21 protein-coding genes are annotated in these 25,493 nt (G+C 74.6%); 13 read left to right on the top strand and 8 right to left on the bottom strand.

Translation table 11 applies throughout. The features are described from left to right. Nucleotides 1-86: 86 nt before the first annotated feature. Nucleotides 87-893 (bottom strand): DNA-formamidopyrimidine glycosylase family protein, encoded by an 807-nt coding sequence (locus ABZ783_RS01125; RefSeq protein WP_357433489.1) that lies wholly within the window; start codon nt 891-893, stop codon nt 87-89. 50 nt (nt 894-943) lie between these two features. Continuing rightward, a complete protein-coding gene (locus ABZ783_RS01120) occupies nt 944-1,846 on the bottom strand; it encodes an SAM-dependent chlorinase/fluorinase (RefSeq protein ID WP_357433487.1) in 903 nt (300 codons plus the stop codon). Nucleotides 1,847-2,107: 261 nt separating this feature from the next. On the opposite strand from ABZ783_RS01120, the gene ABZ783_RS01115 reads away from it, so the two are divergent. Beyond that, a complete protein-coding gene (locus ABZ783_RS01115; RefSeq protein WP_357433485.1) occupies nt 2,108-3,205 on the top strand; it encodes a TIGR03118 family protein in 1,098 nt (365 codons plus the stop codon). Between the two features lie 149 nt (nt 3,206-3,354). Here the strand turns inward: ABZ783_RS01115 and ABZ783_RS01110 are convergent, their stop codons facing one another. After that, nucleotides 3,355-8,028: a DEAD/DEAH box helicase gene (locus ABZ783_RS01110; protein WP_357433483.1), complete on the bottom strand. Its 4,674-nt coding sequence runs from the start codon at nt 8,026-8,028 to the stop codon at nt 3,355-3,357. 178 nt (nt 8,029-8,206) lie between these two features. On the opposite strand from ABZ783_RS01110, the gene ABZ783_RS01105 reads away from it, so the two are divergent. From ABZ783_RS01105 to ABZ783_RS01060, 10 genes are all read left to right on the top strand, one after another. After that, nucleotides 8,207-8,593 carry a hypothetical protein gene (locus ABZ783_RS01105; protein ID WP_073832625.1) on the top strand — a complete coding sequence of 129 codons (387 nt, stop codon included), beginning with the start codon at nt 8,207-8,209 and terminating at the stop codon, nt 8,591-8,593. A 276-nt stretch (nt 8,594-8,869) separates the two neighbouring features. Further along, nucleotides 8,870-11,707: a Na+/H+ antiporter subunit A gene (locus ABZ783_RS01100; protein WP_357433481.1), complete on the top strand. Its 2,838-nt coding sequence runs from the start codon at nt 8,870-8,872 to the stop codon at nt 11,705-11,707. Continuing rightward, nucleotides 11,704-12,186 (top strand): Na(+)/H(+) antiporter subunit C, encoded by a 483-nt coding sequence (locus ABZ783_RS01095; RefSeq protein ID WP_357433479.1) that lies wholly within the window; start codon nt 11,704-11,706, stop codon nt 12,184-12,186. The genes ABZ783_RS01100 and ABZ783_RS01095 overlap by 4 nt, the downstream gene beginning before the upstream one ends. After that, complete coding sequence (locus ABZ783_RS01090; protein ID WP_357433477.1) at nt 12,183-13,691, top strand: Na+/H+ antiporter subunit D; 1,509 nt, start codon at nt 12,183-12,185, stop codon at nt 13,689-13,691. The genes ABZ783_RS01095 and ABZ783_RS01090 overlap by 4 nt, the downstream gene beginning before the upstream one ends. Then, complete coding sequence (locus ABZ783_RS01085; protein WP_357433475.1) at nt 13,688-14,338, top strand: Na+/H+ antiporter subunit E; 651 nt, start codon at nt 13,688-13,690, stop codon at nt 14,336-14,338. Before ABZ783_RS01090 ends, ABZ783_RS01085 begins: the two co-directional genes overlap by 4 nt. After that, nucleotides 14,335-14,598, top strand: coding sequence for a monovalent cation/H+ antiporter complex subunit F (locus tag ABZ783_RS01080; RefSeq protein ID WP_357433473.1), 264 nt, complete (start codon nt 14,335-14,337; stop codon nt 14,596-14,598). Before ABZ783_RS01085 ends, ABZ783_RS01080 begins: the two co-directional genes overlap by 4 nt. After that, nucleotides 14,598-14,927 carry a monovalent cation/H(+) antiporter subunit G gene (gene mnhG, locus ABZ783_RS01075; protein ID WP_073832630.1) on the top strand — a complete coding sequence of 110 codons (330 nt, stop codon included), beginning with the start codon at nt 14,598-14,600 and terminating at the stop codon, nt 14,925-14,927. Before ABZ783_RS01080 ends, mnhG begins: the two co-directional genes overlap by 1 nt. A gap of 191 nt (nt 14,928-15,118) precedes the next feature. Then, complete coding sequence (locus ABZ783_RS01070) at nt 15,119-16,474, top strand: hemolysin family protein (RefSeq protein WP_357433471.1); 1,356 nt, start codon at nt 15,119-15,121, stop codon at nt 16,472-16,474. Nucleotides 16,475-16,547: 73 nt separating this feature from the next. Beyond that, a complete protein-coding gene (locus ABZ783_RS01065) occupies nt 16,548-17,612 on the top strand; it encodes a hemolysin family protein (RefSeq protein ID WP_357433469.1) in 1,065 nt (354 codons plus the stop codon). Nucleotides 17,613-17,715: 103 nt separating this feature from the next. Further along, nucleotides 17,716-18,645 (top strand): sporulation protein, encoded by a 930-nt coding sequence (locus ABZ783_RS01060; protein WP_357433467.1) that lies wholly within the window; start codon nt 17,716-17,718, stop codon nt 18,643-18,645. 90 nt (nt 18,646-18,735) lie between these two features. Here the strand turns inward: ABZ783_RS01060 and leuE are convergent, their stop codons facing one another. After that, nucleotides 18,736-19,404 (bottom strand): leucine efflux protein LeuE, encoded by a 669-nt coding sequence (gene leuE, locus ABZ783_RS01055; RefSeq protein ID WP_073832634.1) that lies wholly within the window; start codon nt 19,402-19,404, stop codon nt 18,736-18,738. Beyond that, entirely contained in the window at nt 19,401-20,645 is a 1,245-nt protein-coding gene (locus ABZ783_RS01050; RefSeq protein ID WP_357433464.1) for a bifunctional pyridoxamine 5'-phosphate oxidase family protein/GNAT family N-acetyltransferase, read from the bottom strand. Before ABZ783_RS01050 ends, leuE begins: the two co-directional genes overlap by 4 nt. A gap of 39 nt (nt 20,646-20,684) precedes the next feature. Between ABZ783_RS01050 and ABZ783_RS01045 the strand changes: the two genes are divergently transcribed. Then, the gene (locus ABZ783_RS01045; RefSeq protein ID WP_357433462.1) at nt 20,685-22,025 is read left to right on the top strand and encodes an aminotransferase class I/II-fold pyridoxal phosphate-dependent enzyme; all 1,341 of its coding nucleotides are present in this window, start codon (nt 20,685-20,687) and stop codon (nt 22,023-22,025) included. A 324-nt stretch (nt 22,026-22,349) separates the two neighbouring features. Continuing rightward, nucleotides 22,350-23,051, top strand: coding sequence for a UdgX family uracil-DNA binding protein (locus ABZ783_RS01040; RefSeq protein ID WP_357433460.1), 702 nt, complete (start codon nt 22,350-22,352; stop codon nt 23,049-23,051). Between the two features lie 8 nt (nt 23,052-23,059). On the opposite strand, the gene ABZ783_RS01035 is transcribed toward ABZ783_RS01040, so the two are convergent. The 3 genes from ABZ783_RS01035 to ABZ783_RS01025 are packed head-to-tail and all read right to left on the bottom strand — an operon-like array spanning nt 23,060 to nt 25,492. Next, nucleotides 23,060-23,713, bottom strand: coding sequence for a 4a-hydroxytetrahydrobiopterin dehydratase (locus ABZ783_RS01035; protein WP_357433458.1), 654 nt, complete (start codon nt 23,711-23,713; stop codon nt 23,060-23,062). Between the two features lie 49 nt (nt 23,714-23,762). Next, the gene (locus tag ABZ783_RS01030; protein ID WP_357433456.1) at nt 23,763-24,575 is read right to left on the bottom strand and encodes an ABC transporter permease; all 813 of its coding nucleotides are present in this window, start codon (nt 24,573-24,575) and stop codon (nt 23,763-23,765) included. Beyond that, nucleotides 24,572-25,492 (bottom strand): ABC transporter permease, encoded by a 921-nt coding sequence (locus tag ABZ783_RS01025; RefSeq protein ID WP_357433453.1) that lies wholly within the window; start codon nt 25,490-25,492, stop codon nt 24,572-24,574. Before ABZ783_RS01025 ends, ABZ783_RS01030 begins: the two co-directional genes overlap by 4 nt. Nucleotide 25,493 lies beyond the last annotated feature (1 nt).

Here is a 25,493-nt window from a genome sequence, read left to right as displayed (position 1 = left end):
CACGGGCCGGCCGCCGGTGTCACCTGGCGAAGCGGATCTCCACCCGCCAGTGCCGAGCCTGGCCCTCCGGGCCGGTGGCGCGGAGGTCAGGGGCGGTCCGGCTGGCAGGCCGGGCACCAGTAGGTGATCCGCTCTCCCTGCTCCGCCTTGCGGATGGCGGTGCCGCAGCGCCGGCAGGGCTGGGCCCGCCGGCCGTACACGTAGCTGGTCTGCCCCCGGTGCAGCGAACCGGTGGTGCTCTGCGTCCAGCGACCCCGGTTGGCGGCGAGCAACCGCTGCGCGAGGGCGACCGTGCCGGCCAGGTCGGGCACCGCCCCGACCGGGGTCCACGGCGAGACCCCGCGCAGGAAGAGCACCTCACACTTGTAGAGGTTGCCCACCCCGGCCAGGTTGCGCTGGTCCAGCAGCGCCTCGCCGATGCTCTCGTCCGGGTGGGCGGCCAGCCGGCGGACCGCCTCGTCCGGGTCCCAGTCCGGGCCGAGCAGGTCCGGCCCCAGGTGGCCGACCAGCGACTCCTCCGCCGCGGTCGGGATGAGCGCCAGCTCGTGCAGGTGGTAGCCGACGGCGACCGCGCCGGGGGAGCGGAGCACCGCCCGGATCAGGTGTGCCGGCCGGGCCGCCCACCGCTCGCCCGGGGCGTACGCCCGCCAGGCGCCGTCCATTCGCAGGTGCGAGTGCAGGGTCAAGTCCCGCCCGCCGTCGGTGCGCCCGTCGGGAGCGGTGAGCCGGAGCAGCAGGTGCTTGCCCCGGCTGGCCGACTCCCGGACGGTCCAGCCGGTCAGGTCGGTTGCGGCGAGCTGCGGCACCCGGAAGTCGGAGCCGGTGAGCCGGGTGCCGGCCAGGGCGCGCTGGAGGACGCGGGCGGTGTTCCAGACGGTGTCACCTTCGGGCACCTCCCCATCCTCCCTCGCCCGCCCGGGCCCGCACCGGCCCGGACTGGGGCTCAGCCGTGGGTCACCGTCACCACGTCCCCGGGACGTACGCCGAGCCGGTCCACCGCCCGGCCCGTGTTGACCGCGACGGCGAGCAGGCCGGCGGAGTCCGGGTACACCACCAGCTCCCCGACCGGGGCGTCGGCGAAGGTGCGCCCGCGCACCGCGAGGGCTCCCGTGACGGCCTCGGCGACGGCCTCAGGTCGCGGCGCGGCGTCAGGCGCGCCGAGCTGAGGCTGTCGTAGCGGCGCGGCGTCAGGCGCGCCGAGCTGGTGTGGTCGGTCGGCCCGGCCGGTCACCCGGACCCGGTCCGGCAGCCCGTCGAGGAGGTCGGCCGGGGCGGCGAGTTGGACGTTGCCGAAGTGGTCCACGGTGAGCACCTCGGCGGCGAACCCGTCGGCGGTGCGGTGGAGCACCGGTGCGGGCAGCCGGACCAGCGTCGCCGGGTCCAGCGCCGGGCCGGCCTCGGCGAGCGGTGCGCCGAGCGCGAGACGGGCGGCGACCGGTGCGAAGACGTCCCGGCCGTGGAAGGTGCGGGAGACCGTGGGAGCCAGCCACGCCGGGTTGGTCAGCTCGACCGCGGCGGCGATTCCGCCGAGTGCCGCGGCGGCGTCGAGCAGCAGGCCGTTGTCCGGCCCGACGAGCAGCCCGTTCGGGGTGGCCAGGCCGATCGCCCGGCGTGCGGTGCCGACACCCGGGTCGACCACCGCCACGTGCACCCCCTCGGGCAGGTACGGCACGGTCTGCGCGAGCACCACCGCGCCCCGGCGGACGTCCGCCGGTGGCACCAGGTGGGTCACGTCGATCACCCGGGCGGCCGGGGCGAGCCGGGCGAGGACCCCGTGGCACGCCGCCACGAACCCGTCGGCGAGACCGTAGTCGGTGGTCAGCGAGATGCAGGTGGGCCGGAACATGCGGGGAAGGCTATCCGGCGGGCCGGTGGGAGCGGAACGGCTGACGCCGCCCCTATCGGGTGGAATGTGACAATGTTTCGCCAAACTGGCGATCGGCTCCCGATCGGGGTGGAAGGGTCGCTATGGGCGTCCGAGACTCGGTACCGCCGAGGGCTCCACGAATTTCCATGCGCCGAGCATTGACGCCCACGCCTGCGCCCGCGCCGTCACCCGCCCTTTCTCGCGGACGCTGGTCCCTGTCACTCGATCGAGAGGAGCAGCATGGCGACGAGGATGGCGCGGCTGGTGACCGCCGGGGCGGTGGCCGCGGCCACCGCCGTCGGCAGCCCGGCGTGGGCCCACGACGGCGGCCATGAGAGGCACCGGACGCCCGAGTTCGACGTGATCAACCAGGTCTCGGACCAGGCGTTGAAGCAGGATTCCCGAAGACCACCGCTGGTGGATCCGAACGCGGTCAACACCTGGGGCCTGGCCCTGGGGCCGGACACGCCGTTGTGGGTGGCCAACAACGGCACCGACACGGCCACCGTCTACAGCGGCGGGGTGGACGGCGCGCCCGTCAACAAGGTCAACATCACGGTCAGCGTGCCCGGTGGGCCGACCGGCGCGGTGTTCAACGACACGGACGGCTTCGCGGTGCCGGACGGGGGTGGCAACGCGCCCGCCAGGTTCATCTTCGTCACCGAGAGCGGCGACGTCATCGCGTGGAACCAGAAGGCGGGCGCCAATGGAGTCGTCGTCGCGCACGGGGAGGAGGGTGCGGTCTACAAGGGAGCGACCCTGCTGCATACCGACTCCGGCAACTTCCTGCTCGCCGCCGACTTCCACAACGCGCGGATCGACGTGTTCGACGAGGACTTCGACAAGGTCGACCTTTCGGACCGCCGGTTCCAGGACCGGGACCTGCCGGAGGGCTTCGCGCCGTTCAACGTGTTCGCGGTCGGGGAGGCGGTCTACGTCAGCTACGCCAAGCAGGACGCGGCGGCCCACGACGACGTGCCCGGTGAGGGGCTCGGCTTCGTGGACCTCTTCACCGACTTCGGTCGCCGCGTGTGCCGGGTCGCCAGCAGGGGGACGCTCGACGCGCCGTGGGGCATGGCCATCGCGCCGAAGAGCTTCGGCCGGTTCGCCGGTGACCTGCTGGTGGGCAACTTCGGCGACGGCAAGATCAACATGTTCGACGGGAACGAGTTCGAGGGCCTGCTGCGGGACGACGACGGCGACGTCATCACGATCGACGGTCTCTGGGCGCTGCTGCCGGGGACCGAGCAGACCGGCGGCGAGGGAACCCTCTGGTTCAGCTCGGGGCCGGACGACGAGCAGCACGGCCTGGTGGGTCAGCTGATCCGGGCGAACTGACGGCCGGCTGTCCGCTGCCGCGCCCCCGGGACCACCCCGGGGGCGCGGCGCCGTTCGCGCGCCCGTGCGGCTCGCCGCCGGCCGCCAGCCGCCGGCCGTCGGACGCTGGACGTCGGACGCCGGTCGTGCTTCGGCGGGAGGCGCGAGGGTCAGCCGCGCAGGCGCAGGCCGCGCGGAGTGGCTCGGAAGCCGGCGGCGGTCAGCGCGTCGCGCAGCGGCGAGGAGTGCACCGCCTCGCCGTCGGCGCGCTCTACCGAGATGGCGCCGAGGGCGCCGGAGTGCACCGCGTCGGCGAGCGCCTTGCCCGCCGCGGCGAGCAGGTCGACGTCATCGGTGAACGACAGCAGGGTCCGCCCGCCCCGCTCCACGTAGAGCACCGGCTCCCCGCCGACCAGCACGACCAGCGCGCCGGCCTTGCGTCCGGCCCGGTGCCCGGTGGCCGGCGTCGTGCCGTCGCCGGAGTCGACCACCCGTTCCGGCCACGGCAGCGCCGCGCCGTACGGGTTGGCCGGGTCGGTGGCGGCGAGCACCAGGGTCGGCCCGCCCGGGCCACGAGCGCCGTCGGCCGGGTCGGCCAGGGCGCGGATCCGGTCCACCGCCCCGGGCACCGCGAACTGGGCCGCGCCCAGCCCTTCCACGAAGTAGCCCCGGCGCGCGGCGCCGCGTTCCTCCAACGCGGACAGCACCGGGTAGACCGCGGCGAAGCCGCCGGTGACCTGCTCGGCCATGACCGCGCCCCGGGTGACCACGCCGTGCCGTTCCAGCAGCAGGTCGGCGAGGGCGGCGGCCCGGCGGGTCGGGTCGAGGTCGCGATCGGGCAGCCGGGACCAGCGGCCGGCGACGGTGGGCGGGCCGCCGCGGCTGGGCAGCGCCACCCGGCCCGGCCGGCGGTAGCGGGTGCGCGGCGCGGACGGCCGGGACCGGTGCGCGCCGCCCCCGCCGAGCACCGCCCGCAGCGGGGCGAGCGTGTCGTTGGTGAGGTGCCCGGCCCAGACCAGATCCCAGATCGCCGCCGCCAGCGCGGCGTCGTCGGTCGAGCCGATCCGGTCGGACAGGGAACGGAAGAAGAGCGCCTGCCCGTCGGCGAGCGCGCCCAGCACCGCCTCGTGCAGCGGGGTGCGGGTCAGCGCCTCGTCCGGCGGCGGGAGCAGCAGCGGCGCGGCGTCCGCGTACGCCAGGGTGATCCAGCCGTCGCCGCCGGAGATCGCCCCGGACCCGGCCCACACCACCTCCCCGCTGGCGCAGAGCTCGTCGAGCTGGGCGGGGGAGTAGTCGGCGACCCGGGCGGGCAGCACCAGCCGTTCCAGCGCCGACGCCGGCACCGCGGCGCCCTGCAGCTGCTCCACGGTGGCGGCGACCGCCTCCACGCCCCGCGCCGACGAACCGACCTGCTGCCAGCGGGGCAGGAACGCGGCGAGGGCGCGCGGCGGCACCGGCTCGATCTCCCGCCGCAGCGCCGCGAGGGACCGCCGGCGCAGCAGCCGCAGCACCTCGGCGTCGCACCACTGGCTGCCGACGCTGTCCGGGGCGAACTCGCCGGAGACCACCCGCCCGGTGGCGGCGAGCCGGCGCAGCGCCTGCTCGACCACGAACACCCCGAGCCCGAACCGGGCGGCGCAGGTGGCCGCTGCGAACGGGCCGTGGGTCTTCGCGTACCGGGCGACCAGGTCACCGAGCGGGTCGGCCACCGGCGCGAGGTATGCCTCGGCCACCCCGACCGGCAGTGCCACGCCGAGCGCGTCCCGCAGCCGGGCCGCGTCCTCCACGCCCACCCAGCGTTCCTCGCCGGCGATCCGGACCCGCAGCACCCGCCGGGCCGCCGCCAGCTCGTCCAGCCAACCGGCGGGTACGCCCCGCTCGGCCAGCTCGGCGTCGCTCAGGTCGCCGACCACCCGGAGCAGCTCCACCACGTCCTCGGCGTCGCGGGGGCGGCGTTGCTCGGTGCGCCAGCGCAGCTGCCGCTCGGTCTCGGCGAGCACCGTCGGGTCGAGCAGCTCCCGCAGGTCGACCCGGCCGAGCAGCTCGCCGAGGAGCCCGGAGTCGAGGGCAAGGGCGGCGGCCCGGCGCTCGGCGAGCGGCGCGTCGCCCTCGTAGAGGAACGCGCCGACGTACCCGAAGAGCAGCGAGCGGGCGAACGGGGACGGGCGCTCGGACGCCACCTCGACCAGGCGTACCTTGCGGGCCGCCAGGTCGCGCATCAGCTCGGCGAGCGCCGGCTGGTCGAAGACGTCCTGCAGGCACTCCCGGGCGGCCTCCAGGGTGACCGGGAAGTCGGCGTACTCCCGGGCGACGTCGAGCAGCTGGGCGGCCCGCTGGCGCTGCTGCCAGAGCGGCTGCCGGCGGCGCGGGTCGCGGCGGGGCAGCAGCAGCGACCGGGCCGCGCACTCGCGGAAGCGGGCGGCGAAGAGCGCCGAGGTGCCGACGGACTCCTCGACGAGCTGGGCGATCTCGTCGGGCTCGAAGACCACCACGTCGGCGCCGGGTGGCTCGTCGGCGGTGTCGGGCAGCCGCACCACGATGCCGTCGTCGGCGGGCATCACCTGGGCGTCCACCCCGTACCGCTCGGCGAGCCGGCGGCCGATGGCGAGCGCCCAGGGGCCGTTGACCCGGGCGCCGAGCACCGAGTGCACGGCCAGCCGCCAGTCGCCCAGCTCGTCGCGGAACCGCTCGACCACCACCGTCCGGTCGTCGGGCAGCGCCCGGGTGGCCTCCTTCTGCTCCCGCAGGTATGCCATCAGGTTGCCGGCGGCCCAATCGTCCAGCCCGCCCGCGCGTAGCGCGGCGACGGCGTCGGAGTCGCTCTGCCGCAGCAGCGCCCGGATCCGGGCGCCGATCGCCCTGCCCAGCTCGACCGGGCGGCCGAGCTGGTCGCCCTTCCAGAACGGCATCCGGGCGGCCTGCCCGGGGGCGGGGGAGACCAGCACCCGGTCGGGGGTGATCTCCTCGATCCGCCAGGACGACGAGCCGAGCAGGAAGACGTCGCCGACCCGGGACTCGTAGACCATCTCCTCGTCCAGCTCGCCGACCCGGGCGGCCCGTTCGGCGCCGGCCAGGAAGACCCCGAACAGCCCCCGGTCGGGGATGGTGCCGCCGCTGGTCACCGCGAGCCGCTGGGCGCCGGGCCGGCCGGTGAGCACGTCGGTGGCCCGGTCCCAGACCAGCCGGGGCCGCAGCTCGGCGAAGGCGGTCGACGGGTAGCGCCCGGAGAGCATGTCGAGCACGGCGTGCAGCGCCGAGTCGGGCAGCTCGGCGAAGGGGGCCGCCCGGCGGACCAGCACGGCCAGGTCGCCGAGCAGCCAGGGCTCCAGGGCCACCATCGCCACGATCTGCTGGGCCAGCACGTCCAGTGGGTTGCGCGGGTAGTGCAGTTCCTCGATCGCGCCCTCGGCCATCCGCTCGGCGACCACGGTGCAGGAGAGCAGGTCGCCGCGGTGCTTCGGGAAGACCACGCCCCGGGAGACCGCGCCCACCTGGTGCCCGGCCCGGCCGACCCGTTGCAGGCCGGCGGCGACGCTCGGCGGGGCCTCGATCTGCACCACCAGATCGACCGCGCCCATGTCGATGCCGAGCTCCAGGCTGGAGGTGGCGACCACGGCGGGGAGCTGCCCGGACTTGAGCGCCTCCTCGATCTGCTTGCGCTCCTCGCGGGAGACGCTGCCATGGTGGGCCCGGGCGATCACCGGTGGTGCGCCCGCCGCCGCCCCCGACTGCGCCATCACCTCGGCCGGCTGCCGGGGCGCGCGCAGCGGCCCGCGCCGCGGACCGCCGTCGGCGGCCGCCGGGCCGTCGTCCCACCCCGGCCGATCGGGTACGCCCACCGGCCTGCCGCCCTGCGCCACGTGGCCGCCGCCCGGGGCGCTTGCCGCCTCCAGTTCCTCGGCGGCCAGCTCGTTGAGCCGGGCGCAGAGCCGTTCGGCGCTGCGCCGGGAGTTGGTGAAGACGATGGTCGACCGGTGCGACCGGACCAACGAGAAGACGCGTTCCTCGACGGCCGGCCAGATCGACGGCCGGCGCGGGCCGGGGCCGCCGAGATCGTCCTCCGGCGGCTCCTGCTCGTCGAGGCGGGTCAGGTCCTCCACCGGCACCTGCACGCTGACCTCGATGGTCTTGCTGCTGGCCGGCTGCACCACGTCGACCGGGCGGGCCCCGCCGAGGAAGTGGGCGCAGCCGTCGACCGGCCGGACGGTGGCGGACAGGCCGATCCGCTGTGCCGGCGCCTCCAGCAGCGCGTCGAGGCGTTCCAGGGAGAGCGCCAGGTGGGCGCCGCGCTTGGTGCCGGCGACCGCGTGCACCTCGTCGACGATGACCGTCCGTACGCCGCGCAGTGAGTCCCGGGCGGCGGAGGTGAGCAGCAGGAACAGCGACTCCGGCGTGGTGATCAGGATGTCCGGCGGGGTACGCGCGAAGGACCGGCGCTCGTCGGCCGGCGTGTCGCCGGTGCGCATGCCGACGGTGATCTCCGGCGGGGTGAGACCGAGCCGGGTGGCGGCCTGCCGGATGCCGGCCAGCGGGGCGCGCAGGTTGCGTTCCACGTCGACGGCGAGCGCCTTGAGCGGGCTGACGTAGAGCACCCGGCAGCGCTGCCGGGGCTCGGCCGGCAGCGGTTCCTTGGCCAGCCGGTCCAGTGACCAGAGGAACGCGGCCAGGGTCTTGCCGGAGCCGGTCGGGGCGACGACCAGGGCGTTGCGCCCGGCCGCGACCGACCGCCAGGCGCCGGCCTGGGCGGCGGTGGGTCGCGCGAAGGCGGCGGTGAACCACTCCCGGGTCGCCGCGCCGAAATCCGCCAGCACCGCCGCGTCCCCGCCGGTCACCTCGTCCGCCACGCTCCCATCCTGCCTCGCCGATGTGACATTCGGCCCGCAGCGAGCGCTGTTCTGTCCGGCTCAGCCGCTTACGCGGCGGATGCGGCGTTGCATGCGTTAAGTCTTACTTAACTGCTTGCTCGCGCCGCGCAACATAAAGTAACTTCACTCGCAACGCAGCGTGGGGTGGAGGGCTTGGATGACCGTCGAGGAGCGAGACTCCGGGCCCGGGACTGATGTGCTGATCCGCAAGGTCGACGGCCACCTCGCCGCGCTCCGCGCCGGGCTGCACGGCCCCGAGTTGGAGCTCGCCGAGGAGCTCGCCCGGTGCCTGCGCGAGCTGGTCGTCGCCACCGCGCACTCCAGCGCCGCCGACCGGGCCCTGGTCCGCGCCGCCGTGCACTACTTCGTCCTTCGCCGGGAGAGCCGCGGCAAGCTGCTGCCGGTGCGCTCCCTGGCCGCCGCGCAGCGGGTGGTCAACAAGGCGGTCCGCCAGCTCGGCCGCCCGGACCTGCTGGTGGAGACCCGCCGGGACCGCCCCGCCCGGTCGCCGGCGGTTCCCGCCGGCGACCCCGCCCTCCGCTGACCACCCCGTCCACCCCACCCACCGCCCGCCCCACCCCGGGCTTCCGCCGGCGGCCAGCAGCGCGCGCATGGGGGCGGTCGTTGATCAAGAAGTTTGCGTCGCCCCTGCCCCGGATCCGGACGCAAACCTCTTGATCAACCAGACGGGGGCGGGTCGGGTGGGCTGGTTGGGGGTGGGTGGGTTTTCGGAAAACCGCCCGAGTGGGTGCCGGTGTGACGTCTGATCGGTCGTGGCCGCAGCGTGCCGGCGTGCGCTGTTACTCGACCGGGAGTCCGCGTGCTCGTCCTGCTGATCCTGCACCTGGCGGCGGCCCTGCTCGCGCCGCTGCTGGTCCGGTGGTGGGGCCCACGCGCGTGCTACGCCCTCGCCCTCGCCCCGGCCGCCGCCTTCGGCTGGGCCGTCGCGCACACCGGGGCGGTACGCCACGGCGGCGCGGTGGTCGAGACGTACCCGTGGATCGCGCAGCTCCAGCTCGACGTGGCGCTGCGGGTCACCACCCTGTCCTGGCTCATGCTGCTGCTGGTCGGCGGCGTCGGCGCACTGGTGCTGGTCTACTCCGCCCGCTACTTCCACGCCGGCTCGGCGGGCCTGGCCCGGTTCGCGGCCGCCATGGTCGCCTTCGCCGGAGCGATGGTCGGCCTGGTGGTCTCCGACGACCTGTTGCTGCTCTACGTCTTCTGGGAACTCACCACGGTCTTCTCCTACCTGCTGATCGGGCACAGCACCGAGCGGCGGTCCAGCCGCCTGGCGGCCGCCCAGGCGCTGATCGTCACCACGCTGGGTGGGCTGGCCATGCTGGTCGGCTTCCTGCTGCTCGGCCGGCATGCCGGCGGCTACCGCTGGTCACTGATCACGTCCGTGCCGCCGCCCGGCGGGGGGTACCTGGTCACGGCCGTGCTGCTCGTCCTCGCCGGGGCGCTCGCCAAGGCCGCCGTGTTCCCGTTCAGCTCCTGGCTGCCGGTGGCGATGGCGGCACCCACGCCGGTCAGCGCCTACCTGCACGCGGCGGCGATGGTGAAGGCCGGGGTGTTCCTGATCGGGTTGCTCGGCCCGGCGCTCGCCCCGGCCGGTCCGTGGCGGCCGGTCACCGTGGTCGCCGGGCTGATCACCCTGGTCGCCGGGGGCTGGGCGGCGTTGCGGCAGGACGACCTCAAGCTGCTGCTGGCGTACGGGACGGTCAGCCAGCTCGGCCTGCTCACGGTGGTGCTGGGCGCGGGTACCCCCGAGGCGGCGCTGGCCGGCGCCGCGATGCTGCTGGCGCACGCGCTGTTCAAGGCGGGGCTGTTCCTCGTCGTGGGCATCCTCGACCACAGCGCCGGCGGCCGGGACCTGCGCGAACTGTCGGGGGTGGGGCGGAGCGCGCCGCTGCTCGCCGGGATCGCCGCGCTGGCCGCCGCCTCGATGGCCGGCGTGCCGCCGCTGCTCGGCTTCGTCGCCAAGGAGGCCGTCCTCGCCGCGTTCACCGACCGGCCGCTGGTGCTCGCCGTGCTGGTCGCGGGCATCGCGCTGACCGTCGCCTACAGCATCCGCTTCCTGTGGGGGGCCTTCGCCACCCGGCCCAACGTGCCCGACACCGAACTGGAGCGGCCCCCGGCCGCGATGCTCGTACCGCCGGCCCTGCTCGCCGTGGCCGGGCTCGCCGCCGGTCCGGCGGCCGGCTGGATCGGTGGCCTGCTCCATCCGTACGCGGCGATCTTCGGCCCGGTGGGGGAGCACCTGGCGCTCTGGCACGGACCGACCGTCGCGCTGGGCCTCTCCGCAGCCGCCATCGGCGGCGGCGTGGTGCTGCACCTGGTCCGCGGCCGGCTGGCGCCCGCGCTGCGGCGGCTGCGCTTCCCGGTCGGCGGCAACCAGGGGTACGAGTGGATCACCCACCGGTTCGACCGGATCGCCATCGAGGTCACCAGCGTCACCCAGCGCGGCTCCCTGCCGCAGTACCTCGGCACCGTGCTGCTCGCCCTGGTGCTGGTGCCCGGCACGGCGATGCTGGTCACCCGGCCCTGGCGGAACGACATCGCCGGCTGGGCCAGCCCGGCCCAGCCCGTGGTCTGCGCGGTGATCGCGGTGGCGGCGATGCTCGCGCTCGGCGCCCGGCGCCGGCTCACCGCGATGCTGCTGGTCGGCGTCACCGGCTACGGCACGGCGATGATGTTCGTCCTCTACGGCGCGCCCGACCTGGCGCTCACCCAGTTCCTGGTGGAGACCGCCACCATCGCGGTCTTCGTGCTGGTCCTGCGGCGCCTGCCGCCCCACTTCTCGGCCCGCCCGCTGCGCCGCAGCCGCTGGGTACGCCGCGGCATCGGGCTGGCCGCCGGGCTGGTGATGGCCGGCCTCGCCCTCGCCGCGGCCGGCGCCCGGCGAGCGCCGTCGATCTCGCTGGCCTACCCGCACCTGGCGGTCACCGAGGGCCACGGCCGCAACGTGGTCGACGTGACCCTGGTGGACATCCGGGCCTGGGACACCATGGGCGAGATCTCGGTGCTGGTGGTGACCGCGACCGGGGTGGCCAGCCTGATCTTCGAGCGGTCCCGCACCGGACCCCGACCGCGCCGCCCCCGCCCGTCCGCACCCCGTCGGGAGGACCGGCGCGCCGTCTGGCTGCGCGGCGGGACCACCCTGCACGAGCGCCGCCGCTCGATCGTCTTCGAGGTGGTCACCCGGCTGATCTTCCACACCGTGGTGCTGTTCTCCCTGTTCCTGCTCTTCTCCGGGCACAACGCCCCCGGTGGCGGCTTCGCCGGCGGGCTGGTCGCCAGCCTCGCGCTGGCCCTCCGTTACCTGGCCGGCGGCCGGTACGAGCTGGCCGAGGCCGCCCCGGTTGGGGCCGGCACCGTGCTCGGCGCCGGGCTGGCCGTCGCGGTCGGCAGCGGCGTGCTCTCGCTGCTGGTCACCGGCGCCGTGCTGCACAGCGTCAAGGTGGACCTCTGGGTCCCCGTGGTCGGCCACCTCCACCTGGTCACGTCGCTCTTCTTCGACATCGGCGTCTACCTGATCGTGGTCGGCCTGGTGCTGGACATCCTGCGCAGCCTCGGCGCCGAGGTGGACCGGCACATCGAGGCGGCCGGCGAGTCCGCCCCGGGGCTAGTGGTCCAGCGGGAGGGAGACCGGCCATGACGAATGCCGGGGCGGGGCCCACGCTGGTCCTGGTGATCGCCGTCGGGGCGCTCGTGGCGGCCGGCGTCACGCTGCTGCTGGAGCGGAGCCTGACCCGGATCCTGCTCGGCGTCATCCTGGTCGGCAACGGGGTGAACCTGCTGATCCTGCTCGGTGGCCGGTCCGGCGGCCCGCCCCTGGCCGGCACCGGGCCGACCGGGCAGATGAGCGACGCCCTGGCGCAGGCCATGGTGCTCACCGCCGTGGTGATCACGTTCGGGCTGACCGCGTTCCTGCTCGCGGTCGCCTACCGGAGCTGGTATCTCAGCGGCGACGACGAGGTGCAGGACGACCTGGAGGACCGGCAGATCGTCCGGCTCGCCGAACGCAACGAGGTGTCCACCGCGGATCTCGGCGGCGAAGGGCCGAACAACGACCCGGAGCAGGTGGACCCGGGGCCGGCGCTGCGCCGGCTGCGCCGCCGGGAGGAACAACCATGACCCCGGCCCTGGTCCCGCTGCCGGTGGTGGTGCCGCTGCTCGGTGCCGCGCTCACCCTGATCCTGGCCAACCGGCCCCGCTGGCAGCGGACGGTCAGTGTGCTCGGCCTCGTCACCACCCTGGCGGTCGCGGTGGTGCTGCTCGTCGAGGCGTACCGGCACGGGCCGGTGGTGGTCCGGGTGGGCGGCTGGCCCCCGCCGGTCGGCATCGTGCTGGTCGCCGACCAGTTGGCCGCGCTGATGCTGGTGGTCTCCTCGGCGGTGACCCTCTGCGTGCTGCTCTACTCGATCGGCCAGGGGCGTGGGGAGACCACGGAGGCGGCCCCGGTGAACATCTACCACCCGACCTACCTGGTGCTCACCGCCGGCGTGACCAACGCGTTCCTCGCCGGGGACCTGTTCAACCTCTTCGTCGGCTTCGAGATCCTGCTGGCCGCCAGCTTCGTGCTGATCACCCTCGGTGGCACCGAGACCCGGATCCGGACCGGCGCGACGTACGTGGTGGTCAGCGTCCTCTCCTCGATGATCTTCCTGGCCGCGGTGGGACTGGTGTACGCGGCCACCGGCACCCTCAACATGGCCCAGCTCGCCGGGCGGCTGGACGACCTGCCGGCCGGCGTACGCCTGGTGTTGCAGCTCATGCTGCTGCTCGCGTTCGCCATCAAGGCGGCGGTCTTCCCGGTTTCGGCCTGGCTGCCGGACAGCTACCCGACGGCGCCGGCCCCGGTCACCGCGGTCTTCGCCGGCCTGCTCACCAAGGTGGGCGTCTACGCGATCATCCGCACCGAGACCCTGCTCTTCCCCGGCGGTCAGGTCTCCGGCCTGCTCATGGTCGTGGCGGGGCTGACCATGGTGGTCGGCGTCCTCGGCGCGGTCGCCCAGTCCGACCTGAAGCGGATCTTCTCCTTCACCCTGGTCAGCCACATCGGCTACATGATCTACGGGGTGGCGCTGAGCACCGTCGCCGGGCTCTCCGGAGCGATCTTCTACGTGGTGCACCACATCACCATCCAGACCACCCTCTTCCTGGTCGCCGGCCTGGTCGAGGAGCGGGCCGGCAGCACCGACCTGCGCCGGCTGGGCGGGCTGGCCCGGATCGCCCCGCTGCTCGCCGTGCTCTTCTTCGTCCCGGCGATGAACCTGGCCGGCATCCCGCCGTTCTCCGGCTTCCTCGGCAAGCTCGGCCTGCTCCAGGCCGGGGTGGCGGCCGGCGGGGTGCTGCCCGGGGTGCTGGTCGCCGCGGGAACGGTGACCAGTTTGCTCACCCTCTACGCCGCCTCCCGGGTGTGGAACATCGCGTTCTGGCGGACGCCCCGGCTGGCCACCGCCACCCCGGCCGTCCGGCTGCCCGCGCTGATGGTCGGCGCGACCGCCGCCCTGGTGGCGCTCGGCGTGGCGCTGACCCTGGCCGCCGGGCCGCTGTTCCGGGTCACCGCGGACGCCGCCGGCGACCTGCGGCAACGCACCCCGTACGTCCGGGCCGTGCTGCCGGCGGGCGTCCGGTGACCGGCGCCCCGCCTCCGGGCCCGCCGGCCGACGACGGGCGCGCGGCGGACGGACCGCCGCCGGCCGACAACGGCCCGGCGGCGCCCGCCATCGGGCGCGGCGGTCGGCGCCGCGACCAGGCCGTCACGCTCGGCTGGCTGGTGGCGATCTGGCTGCTGCTCTGGGGGGACCTGTCCTGGGGAAACCTGCTTGGCGGGATCCTCGTCGGCGGGGCCGTGCTGCTGTTCTTCCCGCTCCCGCCGGTCACCTTCGGCGGCCGCCTCCGCCCCGGCGCGCTGCTGATCCTCGCGGTCACCTTCGTCGGCGAGTTGGTCAGCGCCAGTGTCCACGTCGCCGCCATCGCGGTCCGCCCCGGTTACCGGCCGCGCGGCGCGATCATCGCGGTGCCGCTGCGGATCCGCACCGACCTCAACCTGGCGCTCACCGCCGAGCTGATCTCCCTGGTCCCGGGCACCCTGATCCTCGAGGTGGACCGTGACCACGGCGCCCTCTACGTGCACGTCCTCGACGTCCGTAGCCCGGAGGACCTGACCGACAGCCGGGAGCGGGTCCTCGCCGTCGAGCGGCGCATCGTCCGCGCCGTCGGCTCCCCTCAGGAAGTACGCCAGCTCACCGCCGAACCCGACGACCGGAGGACCAACCCGTGACCACGCTTCTCGCCGTCGCGCTGACCGTGCTGATCTCGGTCACCGCGCTGCTCGCCCTGGCCCGCATCTACCGCGGACCGTCGCTGATCGACCGGGTCGTCGCCGCCGACCTGCTGCTCTCCACCATGCTGGCCGCGGTGGCCGTGGAGGCGGCGGTCAACCGGCACGCCACCACGCTGCCCATCCTCGTGGTGCTCTCGCTGCTCGGCTTCGTCGGTTCGGTCTCCCTGGTCCGCTTCGCCGTCCGCGAGGTCGCCTGATGGCCGCCGTCGCCGACTGGTTCGGCGCGGCCTTCCTGTTGGCCGGGGCGCTGCTCGGGCTCGCCGCCGGGATCGGCGTGCTGCGCTTCCCGGACGTGCTGGACCGGATGCACGCCGCCACCAAACCGCAGGTCCTCGGCGTGCTGCTGCTGCTCGTCGGGGTGGCGCTGCGCCTGCGTACGCCGGCGGACCTGGGGATGATCGGGCTGGTCGCGGTCTTCCAACTGACCACCGCGCCGGTCGCCGCGCAGATGATCGGGCGGGCGGCGTACCGGTCGGGCCGGGTCGACGCCGCCCTGCTCGACGCCGACGAACTGGCCGGCCGGTGAACCGGACGCGCGGAGCTGGCGGACCGGCGAACCGGACGTCGAGGATCTTCCCGGCACCCTCAGCGGACGCACAGCCAGCGCCGATAAAATGGCCGCATGATCGACTCCTCTGCCCAGGAGGGCAGCAGTAGCCAGCCGGGTCATGCCCGGCAATCCCCAGTCCCGACGGCCCCGGGAGCCCTGAGCGTCCCGTGTTGATCCTCGTGGGACTCGTTCTCATCATCGTGCTCACCGCCGCCACCGGTTACTTCGTGGCCCAGGAGTTCGGCTACGTCGCCGTGGACCGGGGCAAGCTCAAGCAGCTCGCCGACGGGGGCGACCAGGCCGCCGCCCGGGCCCTGGAGGTGACCGGACGGCTGTCGTTCATGCTGTCCGGCGCCCAGCTCGGCATCACCGTCACCGCCCTGCTGGTCGGTTACGCCGCCGAGCCGTACCTGGGCGCCGGGCTGGCCGACCTGCTCGGCGTCGCCGGGGTCTCCACCGGGGTCGCGCTGCCGCTGTCGGTCGCGCTGGCCCTGATCATCGCCACCGTGGTGCAGATGGTCCTCGGTGAGCTGGCCCCGAAGAACCTCGCCCTCGCCCGTGCCGAACCCCTGGCCCGGGCGCTGGCCCGGTCCACCCTGATCTACCTGAAGATCGCCGGACCGGTGATCACCCTCTTCGACCGGGCCGCCGTGCGGCTGCTCCGCCGGGTCGGCATCGAGCCGATCGAGGAGCTGCCCAGCGGCGCCACCCCGGAGGACCTGGAACAGATCATCGCCGAGTCCCGGGAGGAGGGGCACCTCGACGCCGCGATGTCCGACCTGCTCGACCGGGGTCTCGACTTCCGGGAACTGACCGCCGGGGAGGCCATGGTTCCTCGGGTCGACGTGCACACCGTACGGGCCGACGAGCCGGTCAGCCGGGTCGTCGAGCTGCTGGACACCGGGCATTCCCGGTTCCCGGTCCGAGGCGCCGAGGGCGTCGACGACCTGGTCGGCGTGGTCGGCATCGCCGACGTGCTGGGCGTGCCGCCGGCCGAGCGGGCCACCACCCGGGTCGAGGCGGTGGCCGTACCCCCGCTGTTGGTGCCGGAGACGCTGCCGCTGCCGACGGTGCTGGACCGGCTCCGGGTCGGGCACCGGCAGCTCGCCTGCGTGGTCGACGAGTACGGCGGTTTCGCCGGCGTGATCACGCTGGAGGACATCGCCGAGGAGCTGGTCGGGCCGATCCGCGACGAGGACGATCCGCCGGAGCGGGCCGCGGCGCGGCAGGACGACGGCTCGTGGGTGGTGCCGGCCCGCTGGCGGATCGACGAGGTCGCGGACAGCACCGGCATCGCGCTGCCCGAGGCACCCGAGTACGACACCCTCTCCGGGCTGGTCATGCGGGAGCTGGGCCGGGTGCCCGAGGTCGGCGACCGGCTGGAGATCAGCCTCGCCGTCGACGGTGACCTGCCCGACGTCGAACCGCGCGCCCTGGTCGAGGTGCTGGCCGTGGATCGGCACGTCGCCGACTCCGTCCGGCTCCGGACGACCGTCGCCGAGCGCGGGGAGGAGGCGGCATGAGCGAGCGGAGTGAGCGAATCGTCGGGTTCAGTGTTTCGGGTCGTGACGACGCCGAGCGCAGCGAGGTGGCGGCATGACGCCTGGGTTTGCGCTGTTCTTCTCCGTGGTGCTGCTGGCGCTCAACGGCTTCTTCGTGGCCGCCGAGTTCGCCCTGGTGGCGGCCAAGCGGTACCGCCTGGAGCAGATGGCGGCCGGCGGCGGCCGGGCGGCCCGGGCGGCGCTGGACGGGGTCCGCGAGTTGAGCCTGATGCTGGCCGGCGCCCAGCTCGGCATCACGCTCTGCACCCTGGGCCTCGGTGCCCTCGCCGAGCCCGCGATCGAGCACCTGATCAGCCCGCTGCTGCACGCGGTGGGTCTGCCGCTGGCGGCCAGCCATGTGGTGGCGCTGGTGTTCGCGCTCGCCCTGGTGACCTTCCTGCACCTGGTGGTCGGCGAGATGGCCCCGAAGTCGTGGGCGATCACCGACGCGGAGCGTTCGGCCACGCTGCTGGCGCTGCCGTTCCGGGCCTTCGCCCGGGTGTCCCGCCCGGTGTTGTCCGCGCTGAACGCGCTGGCCAACGCGATCCTGCGGCTGGTCGGCGTACGCCAGCAGGACCAGCTCGCCCAGGTGCACGGCCCGGACGAGCTGCGCATCCTGCTGGAGCAGTCCCGCGAGCACGGGCTGCTCGGCGCCGAGCAGCACCAGATGCTGACCAGCATGCTGGAGCTGCAGGGCACCACGGTGGCGCAGGTGATGGAGCCGTTCGACCGGATCGTCACGGTACGCCGGGAGGACACCGCCGAGCGGATCGAGCACGTCTCGCGGGACAGCGGCCGGTCCCGGTTGGCCGTGCTCGACGCCGGTGGCGAGGTGTGCGGCCTCGTGCACGTCCGCGAGGCGGTCCGGGCGGTCACCACGGGCCGGCCGGCGACCGCGGGTGAGCTGATGACCCCGGCGTTCACGCTGCCCGCCGGGGCGTCGGTCACCGAGGCGGTGGCGGCCATGCGGGGCCGGCAGGCCCAGCTGGCGTTGGTCCGCAACGGTGGCGGCCCGACCCGGCCGATCGGCTTCGTGGCGCTGGAGGACCTGCTGGAGGAGGTCATCGGCGAGTTCGACGACGAGACCGACCCGGTGCCCCGGGGCCGCCGCCTGCGCTGACGGGTCCCGTCCCACGCCGTCCGGCCGTCGGGTCCCTCGGGCCCGGCGGCCGGACGGTGCGCGGGGCAGGAGTGCCCGCCCGGCGAGCGGGAATGCCGGTGGTATGCGGCTGACCGGGCTGTCGTCGGAGTCCGTCTGGACCGGGCTCTCGGTGAGCACCACCGTGACCAACGCCAGCACCCGACCGGGCCTGCGGCTGCCCGGCCGGGTGACGCTCACCGCCGGGGGCGAGGACGTGCCGGTACGGCACCTCCGGCTCGGACTGGTCGCCCAGCTCGAGCCGGAGGATCCGGACGCGCCGCGCCGGTTGGTGCAGTACCACGAGGTGCCGGTCGCCGGGGGGTTCGTGGTGCCGGCCGGGCGCCGGCGGGCGGTCGACTTCGCCTTCCCGCTGCCCTGGGAGACCCCGGTGAACATGTTCGGCGGGGTACCGCTGATGAGCCTGCGCCACGGGCTGCGTACCGAGGTGTCGGTCGATCCGGACCTGGATCAGGGCGCGATGGTGCCGATCTTCATCCACCCGCTCCCCGCCCAGCAGGGCGTCCTCGCCGCGCTGGACACCCTCGGCTTCGTGATGCGGCAGGCGGGGCTCCAGCACGGCCGGCTGCCCGGCGTGGAGCAGACGCTGCCGTTCTACGAGCAGCTCGGCTACTGGGTGGCGCCGCTGTACGCCGGCCCGATCACCGAGCTGGAGGTGATCTTCGTGACCAACTCGGCAGGGCTGGAGGTGCTGCTCTGGATGAACCGACGGCTCTCCCTGGCCGGTGTCACCCACCAGAGCATCAGCCGGTTCCGGGTCTGGCACGCCGGGGCCGGGCAGCGGGACTGGGTGGCCACCGTGGACGGCTGGCTGCGGCACGCGATCGACCGGCATGCGGCAGCCGCCGCGCACGCCGACTGGTCCGCCATGATCCGGGAGTCGGCGCACGTCAGCCGCCACCCGGACGAGCCCGTCCAGCCGGGCTTCGGCCTGCAGGGCACCGCCGGCGGGGGTGGCGGCATCGGGGGCGGCGGCGGTGGCGACGGCACCTGACCCGCCCCCGTGTCGGGCCGGTGCCGCCGCGCGTCCACACGTCAACCGGGGACCCCTGCTATACCCCAGGCGTCGACCGGGGCCCGTTCCTTACATCGACGCGGTGGCGAGCTTGATGCTGAAGCCGAGGAAGAGGGCGGCCACGGCGGTGGTGCCGCCGGCGGCCAGGCGCTGGCGACGGCGGAACTGGGCGGCCAGGAAGGTGCCCGCGAAGATCAGCGCGGTCAGGTAGAGCGCGCTGGTCACCTGGGCGATCAACCCGAGCAGCACGAACGACAGCGCCGGCCAGGCGTACCCAGGGTCGACGAACTGGATGAAGAACGAGATGAAGAAGAGGATCGCCTTCGGGTTGAGCAGGCTGATCACCAGCGCCTTCCGGAACGGACTGCGCATCGCGGCCGGCTCCGCCGCGTCGATCAGGCGCGGCGTCGCCGGGTTGTTGCGGTCGCGCCAGCGCCGCCAGGCGCCGCGCAGCATGGTCAGCCCCACGTAACCCAGGTACGCGGCGCCGGCGTACTTGACCACCAGGAAGAGCGGCGGGTACGCCTTGAGCAGCGACGCCACCCCGGCGGCGGAGAGGAACATCAGCACCGAGTCGCCGACGAACACCCCGCCGGCGGCCCGGTAGCCGGCGCGTACCCCGCGCTTGGCGGCGGTCGAGAGCACGAAGAGCGAGTTCGGCCCGGGGAGCAGCACGATGGCCACGGTCCCCAGCACGTACGTCCAGATGTCGGTGATGCCCAGCACGCCGGACATCATGACGCCACCGGGGCCGCCGGGCGAAGCCTTTCCCGCAGCGTGACCTGTGCGTTGGGCCACTCGGTGGCGAGCATGGAGTAGAGCGCGGAGTCCCGCCAGGTGCCGTCGGCGCGGCGGCGGTTGGACCGCAGCGTCCCCTCCCGGGTGGCGCCGAGCCGCTCGATGGCCCGCTGCGAGCGCTCGTTGAGGGTGCTGGTCTGCCAGGTGACCCGGATCGCGTCCAGCTCCTCGAAGGCCCGGGTGAGCAGCAGCAGCTTCGCCTCGGTGTTGATCCCGGTGCGCCACCACGCCCGGCCGAGCTGGGTGAAGCCGATCTCCAGGGTCCGTAGGCCCGGGTCGGGCTGGTAGTACGAGGTGGTGCCGACGACCGCGCCGGTGGCGGCGCACCGCTGCACCCAGGGCGTCCGGACTCCCTGCAGGTTCGCGTCCAGCGCGGCGCGGATCTGGCCGGCAGTCTCGGCCGCGTTCCGCGGCCGGGGGCTGCCGACGTACCGCCAGACCTCCGGGTCGTCGAGGGCGGCGTACAGCTCCTCGGCGTGGGACTCATCGAGCGGTTCCAGCACCACGTGCTCGCCGCGCAGCACGACGGGCTCCAGCCAGGCCGACCGGGCCGGCAGCAGGTACGCCGGCACCGGCGCGGCCACCCCGGCGGCGGGCTTGGGCACGCCGGCGGTGAGCCGCAGCGGCAGCACCCCCGCCCAGTACGGCAGGTCGAGGTCGGCCGGGTCGTCGTTGGCTCCGGCGGCCCGGGCGCGGACCGACACCTCGCGCAGCGGCAGGGCCAGCACGGCCGTCTCGGCCAGCTCGCGCCGGCTCGGCGGGCGGCTGTCGGTGCTGCGTCCGGCCGCCACCTTCTCCACCAGCGCGGTGAGCACCTCGGCCTTCTCCCGCTCGTCGGTCACCGGGCGGGCGGTGCCGTGGACGACCACCGACCGGTAGTTGGCGCTGTGGTTGAACTGGGACCGGGCGTAGACCAGCCCGTCGAGCAGGGTCACCGCGACGCAGACCGGCAGCCCGTCGCCCCGGGCGGCGAGCAGCGGCCGGCTCCCGGTGGAGCCGTGCAGGTAGAGGGTGTCGCCGATGCGGACGTGCAGGGTCGGCAGCACGCGCGGCTCGCCGTCCACGGTGAACCCGAGGGCGCAGTGGTACGCCTCGTCCAGCACGGCGTGCGCGGCGGCCTCGTCGTAGCTCATCCGGTCCCGCATTCGGGTGGCGGTGGTCCGTTCGGTCCGGGGGTACATGCGGCAGTCCCACCTTTGTTCTAGTACAATCCTCGAACTGTGGCAGCACATTATCAGATCGTCGGCTCGTCGTCGGCGGCCATTTCGGCGAGCGTGGAAAGCGGCATCCGCAGCGGCGGCCTCGCCCCGGGCGTCACCCTGCCGGCCGTCCGCGCCCTGGCCACCGAGCTGGCGGTCAGCCCGGCCACCGTGGCCAAGGCGTACCAGGAGCTGCGCCAGCGGGGCCTGGTGGTCACCGCCGGCCGGCACGGCACCCGGGTCCGACCCCGCCCACCCGTCGCCACCCGCCGCGCCGCGCTGATGCCGGCCCCGTTGCCCGGCGCCCGCAATCTCTCCGCCGGCCAGCCCGACAGCCGGCTGCTGCCGCCGCTCGGCCCGCACCTGGCCGCGCTCGCCACCGAGCTCGGCCCGCCCAGCGGGTACGCGGTCACCGCCGTCCTGCCCGAGCTGGCCGCCGCGGCCCGGGAGCGGCTCGCCGCCGACGGCGTACCGGCCGAGGAGATTACCGTGACCGGGGGCGCGCTGGATGGCATCGAGCGCCTGCTCGCCGCCCACCTGCGTCCCGGCGACGCGGTCGCGGTCGAGGACCCCGGCTGGGCCAACCTGCTCGACCTGCTCGCCGCGCTCGGGCTACGCGCCATCGGGGTGCCCGTCGACGACGACGGCCCCACCGAGCCGGGCGTCCGGGCCGCCCTCACCGCCGGGGCCCGCGCGTTGATCGTGACCAGCCGCGCCCAGAACCCGACCGGCGCCGCCGTCTCCGCCGACCGCGCCGTGGCCCTGCGTACGCTGCTCGCCGGCCGCGCCGACCTGCTGCTGATCGAGGACGACCACGCCGCCGAGTTGGCCCGCGTACCCCTGCACCCGCTCGCCGGGGCGACCCCGGCGTGGGCCTTCGTCCGGTCGGTGAGCAAGCCCTACGGTCCGGACCTGCGACTCGCGGTGCTCGCCGGCGACGAGGCCACCGTGGCCCGGGTGGCCGGCCGCGCCCGGGTGGGCGCCGGCTGGGTCTCCACCGTGCTGCAACGCCTGGTCCTGGCGCTCTGGCGCGACCCTGGCACGGCGGACCTGGTGCGGCGGGCGGGGGAGAGCTACGAGCGGCGGCGGGACGGGCTGGTCGACGCGCTGGCCGCCCGGGGACTGGTCGCCCACGGGCGCACCGGGATCAACGTCTGGGTGCCCGTGCCCGACGAGACCGTGGTGGTCACCGCGCTGCGCGACGCCGGCTGGTCGGTCGCCCCCGGCGCGCTGAACCGGATCGCCGCCGCCCCCGGCGTCCGGATCACGGTCAGCCCGCTCGACGCGGCCGACCTCGCGCCCCTGGCCGACGCGGTGGCGCGAGCGGTGCGTCCCGTCGGGCCGGCCCCGTTCACCGCCTGATCCCCGCCGCCCCGGCGCGGTGCCCGGGACAGGGCCGCCGGCGCGGCGGCCACGCCCGGACAAACCCGGCGGCATGGCGCGGCCGCGCACGGGTAAAGCGGAGTAGGCAGGCAGGTGACGACGACGCAGTGGGCCCGGCCGGGAGGTGGGTGACGGTGGCGAACAGGTCCCGGAGGGGCATCTGGATCGGGGTGGCGGTGGCGGTGATCATCCTGGTGATCATCGCGATCGCGCTGGCCTCGCGCGGTGGCGGCGGCGGGGGCGGTGGTTACTGATGTGGCCGGCACCCGGCGTCGATGACGAAACCGGTATATAAAGTCGGGCATGGCCGAGACCGAGAGCGCGCCCGGAGCGCAGGAGTTCATCCCGCCGCAGGCGGACACGATCGACCAGCTGCGCGCCGCCGCGGCCGGCTGCCAGGGCTGCGAGCTCTACCGGAACGCGTCCCAGACGGTCTTCGGCCGGGGTGACGAGAGAGCCCGGGTGGTCTTCGTCGGCGAGCAGCCCGGCGACATGGAGGACCAGAAGGGCCTGCCCTTCGTGGGCCCCGCCGGGCGGGTGCTGCGCCGCGCCGTGGACGACGCCGGCATCGACCCCGGCCACATCTACCTGACCAACGCGGTGAAGCACTTCCGGTTCGAGTTGCGCGGGAAGCGGCGGATCCACCAGACGCCGGACCGGGTGCACATCACCGCCTGCCGGCCCTGGCTGGTCGCCGAGTTCGCCCGGCTCCGCCCGGAGGTCGTCGTGGTGCTCGGCGCCACCGCCGCCAAGGCGCTGCTCGGCCCGGCGTTCCGGGTGACGAAGCAGCGCGGGGAACTGCTGCCCTGGCCGGACGCCGCGCAGCGCCCGCAAGACTTCAAGCGGGTGCCGGTGGACCAGGCCGGCAAGGTGGCCGACGCCCCGGAGGCCCAGTTGCTGGCCACCATCCACCCGTCCGCCGTGCTGCGCGCGGACAACCAGGACGTGGCGTACGAGGGTCTGGTCGCGGACCTGACGGTGGCCGCCCGCGCCCTGGCCGCCTGAGGGGTCCCTCAGTCGCGGTCCTGCCAGGTGCACAGGCAGACGCGGTTGCCGTCCGGGTCGGCGAGCACCCAGAACCGCGGCGCGTTCTCGTCGCTGACCAGCGTCCCGCCGGCCGCCAGCGCCGCCTCGATGCGCGGTGGCACCTCCGCCGGGTCCACCCACACGTCCGGGTGCCAGCGCTGCCGGGATTCCTCGCTGCCGGACTCCTGAAACCACACCGTGGGCAGCGTGCCGGCCGGGTCGCGCAGCTCGTCGCCGAGGCCCGGCCCGGAGCGGTGCGCCACGGCCAGCACCGCCTGCCAGAACGGCAGGACGCCGGCGACGGCCGGGGTGTCCAGGGCGAGTTCGAGCCGCGAGACGCCGGTGTGGCCCAGCGCCACCCCGGCGTCGGCGGCGATCGCGGCGATGGCCCGGGCCAGCCGGACGTCCCGGGCGGTCACCCCGCCCACGTCGTGGGACCAGAGCCGCACATCGACGTGCGTGTAGCGGAGGTCGAGGTCGGGGTGGTGGTCCATCCGCTCGGCCGCCGCGCCGATGGCGTCGATGACCGCCAGCCCGGCCGCGAAGTTCCCCGTGGTGATCCGCGTCTGCAGAGCGCCGAGCAGGTACGTCCACCCGGCCAGTCCCTCGTCGGCGATCTGCTGCCCGGTCAGCGTGCTCATCCGTCCATCCTGGCGTACCGGCCGGGCCCGGACAAAGAGCGCGCGCCGGTCAGAGGCGGCCGCCGCTGGCCGTGTCCGAGATCCGCTGGGCGAGGTAGATGGGCACCACCGAGGCGACGATGAGCACGGCGGCCACCACGTTGATGACCGGCGCCTGGTTCGGCCGGAACAGGTTGCTGAAGATCCAGATCGGCAGTGTCTGCACGCCCGGGCCGGCGGTGAACGTGGTGACGATGATCTCGTCGAAGGAGAGCCCGAACGCCAGCAGCGCACCGGCCAGCAGCGCCGAGCGCAGCACCGGGAAGGTGACGTACCGGAAGGTCTGCCAGCCGTCGGCCCCCAGGTCGGCCGACGCCTCCTGGAGGTTGCCGCCCGACCGGCGCAGCCGGGCCAGCACGTTGTTGTAGACCACCACGACACAGAACGTGGCGTGCCCGACGATCACCGAGAAGAGGCCCTTGCCGATGCCCAGCGGCGCCAGCACCGAGCGGAACGCGGTGTCCAGGGCGATGCCGGTGACGATGCCGGGCAGCGCGATCGGCAGCACGACCAGCAACGACACCGTCCCGCGGCCGAAGAACCGGTAGCGCTGCACGGCGAACGCGACCAGCGAGCCGAGCAGCAGCGCGATTGCGGTGGCGCCCAGCCCCGCCTTGACCGATGTCCACAGCGCCTCCCGCGCGCCCGCGTTGTCCCAGGCGCGCACCCACCACTCCGTCGTCCACCGGGCCGGTGGCCAGGCGAAGGTGCGGTCGGCGTTGAACGAGTTGCCCAGCACGATGGCCAGCGGCAGGTAGATGAAGGCCAGGCCGAGCGCCATCGCGCCGCGCAGCAGCCAACGCGCCGACCGGGAGAGCGTCACAACTCCTCCAGAGCCCCGGAGCGCCGCACGGCGACCAGGTAGACGACCATGATCAGGACCGGGATGGTGGCCAGCGCGGCCGCGAACGGCAGGTTGTTGGCCGCCCCGATGTTGGCGTAGACCAGGTTGCCGATGAGCTGGGTCTTGCCGCCGACGATCTGGACGGTGATGTAGTCGCCCAGCGAGAGCGAGAAGGTGAAGATCGAACCGGCGATCACCGACGGGACTATGACCGGCAGCACCACCTTCCGGAACGTCCGACCCGCCCGCGCCCCGAGGTCCGCCGACGCCTCCAGCAGCGAATCGGGCAGGCGCTCCAGGCCCGCGTAGACGGGCAGGATCATGTACGGCAACCACAGGTAGGCCAGCACCAGCACGGTGGCGGTCAGCCCGTAACCCGGGCCGCTGCCGGGTCCCCCGAGCAGCCAGTCCACCGGCCCGCCGTTGGCCAGCAGCACCCGCCAGGCGTACGCCTTGACCAGATAGCTGGCCCAGAGCGGGGTGAGGATGGCGACCACCAGCCAGCGCCGGTACCGGGGGCGGGCGACCTTCGCCATGTAGAAGGCCATCGGCAGTGCTATGAGCGTGTCGATCACGGTTACCGCCGCGGCCACCCCGACGCTGCGCAGCGCGACTGTCCGGTACACCTCGTCGGTGGCGATGGTGCGGAAGTTGACCAGGGTCGGCTGTCGGACCACCTCCCCGGTGAAGCCGTTGACGGTCCACAGGGCCGAGACGAACAGCACGGCCAGCGCGCCCAGGTATGCGACCACCAGCCAGAACAGCGGCGCGGCCAGCAGGGCGGCGAGCCGGACCCCGGCGTGGCGGTGCAGCCAGGCGGAGAGCCGGCGGACCGGTCCGCGGGCGGTGTCCGCTCCAGCGGCGCCCGCGGACCGGTCGAGCGTCGAGGTGGCCACC

This window comes from Micromonospora sp. NPDC047738 (genome assembly GCF_040642675.1).
Lineage (GTDB): Bacteria > Actinomycetota > Actinomycetes > Mycobacteriales > Micromonosporaceae > Micromonospora.
The sequence above is the reverse complement of the archived record's forward strand: the minus strand, read 5'-3'. Positions and strand labels throughout refer to the sequence as shown.

What these genes read in the sequence shown, in the direction of transcription:
- ABZ783_RS01120 (WP_357433487.1), bottom strand. Translation starts at nt 1,846, where the DNA reads ATGTTCCGGCCCACCTGCATCTCGCTGACCACCGACTACGGTCTCGCC.
- ABZ783_RS01115 (WP_357433485.1), top strand. Translation starts at nt 2,108, where the DNA reads ATGGCGACGAGGATGGCGCGGCTGGTGACCGCCGGGGCGGTGGCCGCG.
- ABZ783_RS01105 (WP_073832625.1), top strand. Translation starts at nt 8,207, where the DNA reads ATGACCGTCGAGGAGCGAGACTCCGGGCCCGGGACTGATGTGCTGATC.
- ABZ783_RS01095 (WP_357433479.1), top strand. Translation starts at nt 11,704, where the DNA reads ATGACGAATGCCGGGGCGGGGCCCACGCTGGTCCTGGTGATCGCCGTC.
- ABZ783_RS01090 (WP_357433477.1), top strand. Translation starts at nt 12,183, where the DNA reads ATGACCCCGGCCCTGGTCCCGCTGCCGGTGGTGGTGCCGCTGCTCGGT.
- mnhG (WP_073832630.1), top strand. Translation starts at nt 14,598, where the DNA reads ATGGCCGCCGTCGCCGACTGGTTCGGCGCGGCCTTCCTGTTGGCCGGG.
- ABZ783_RS01065 (WP_357433469.1), top strand. Translation starts at nt 16,548, where the DNA reads ATGACGCCTGGGTTTGCGCTGTTCTTCTCCGTGGTGCTGCTGGCGCTC.
- ABZ783_RS01060 (WP_357433467.1), top strand. Translation starts at nt 17,716, where the DNA reads ATGCGGCTGACCGGGCTGTCGTCGGAGTCCGTCTGGACCGGGCTCTCG.
- leuE (WP_073832634.1), bottom strand. Translation starts at nt 19,404, where the DNA reads ATGATGTCCGGCGTGCTGGGCATCACCGACATCTGGACGTACGTGCTG.
- ABZ783_RS01050 (WP_357433464.1), bottom strand. Translation starts at nt 20,645, where the DNA reads ATGTACCCCCGGACCGAACGGACCACCGCCACCCGAATGCGGGACCGG.
- ABZ783_RS01040 (WP_357433460.1), top strand. Translation starts at nt 22,350, where the DNA reads ATGGCCGAGACCGAGAGCGCGCCCGGAGCGCAGGAGTTCATCCCGCCG.
- ABZ783_RS01035 (WP_357433458.1), bottom strand. Translation starts at nt 23,713, where the DNA reads ATGAGCACGCTGACCGGGCAGCAGATCGCCGACGAGGGACTGGCCGGG.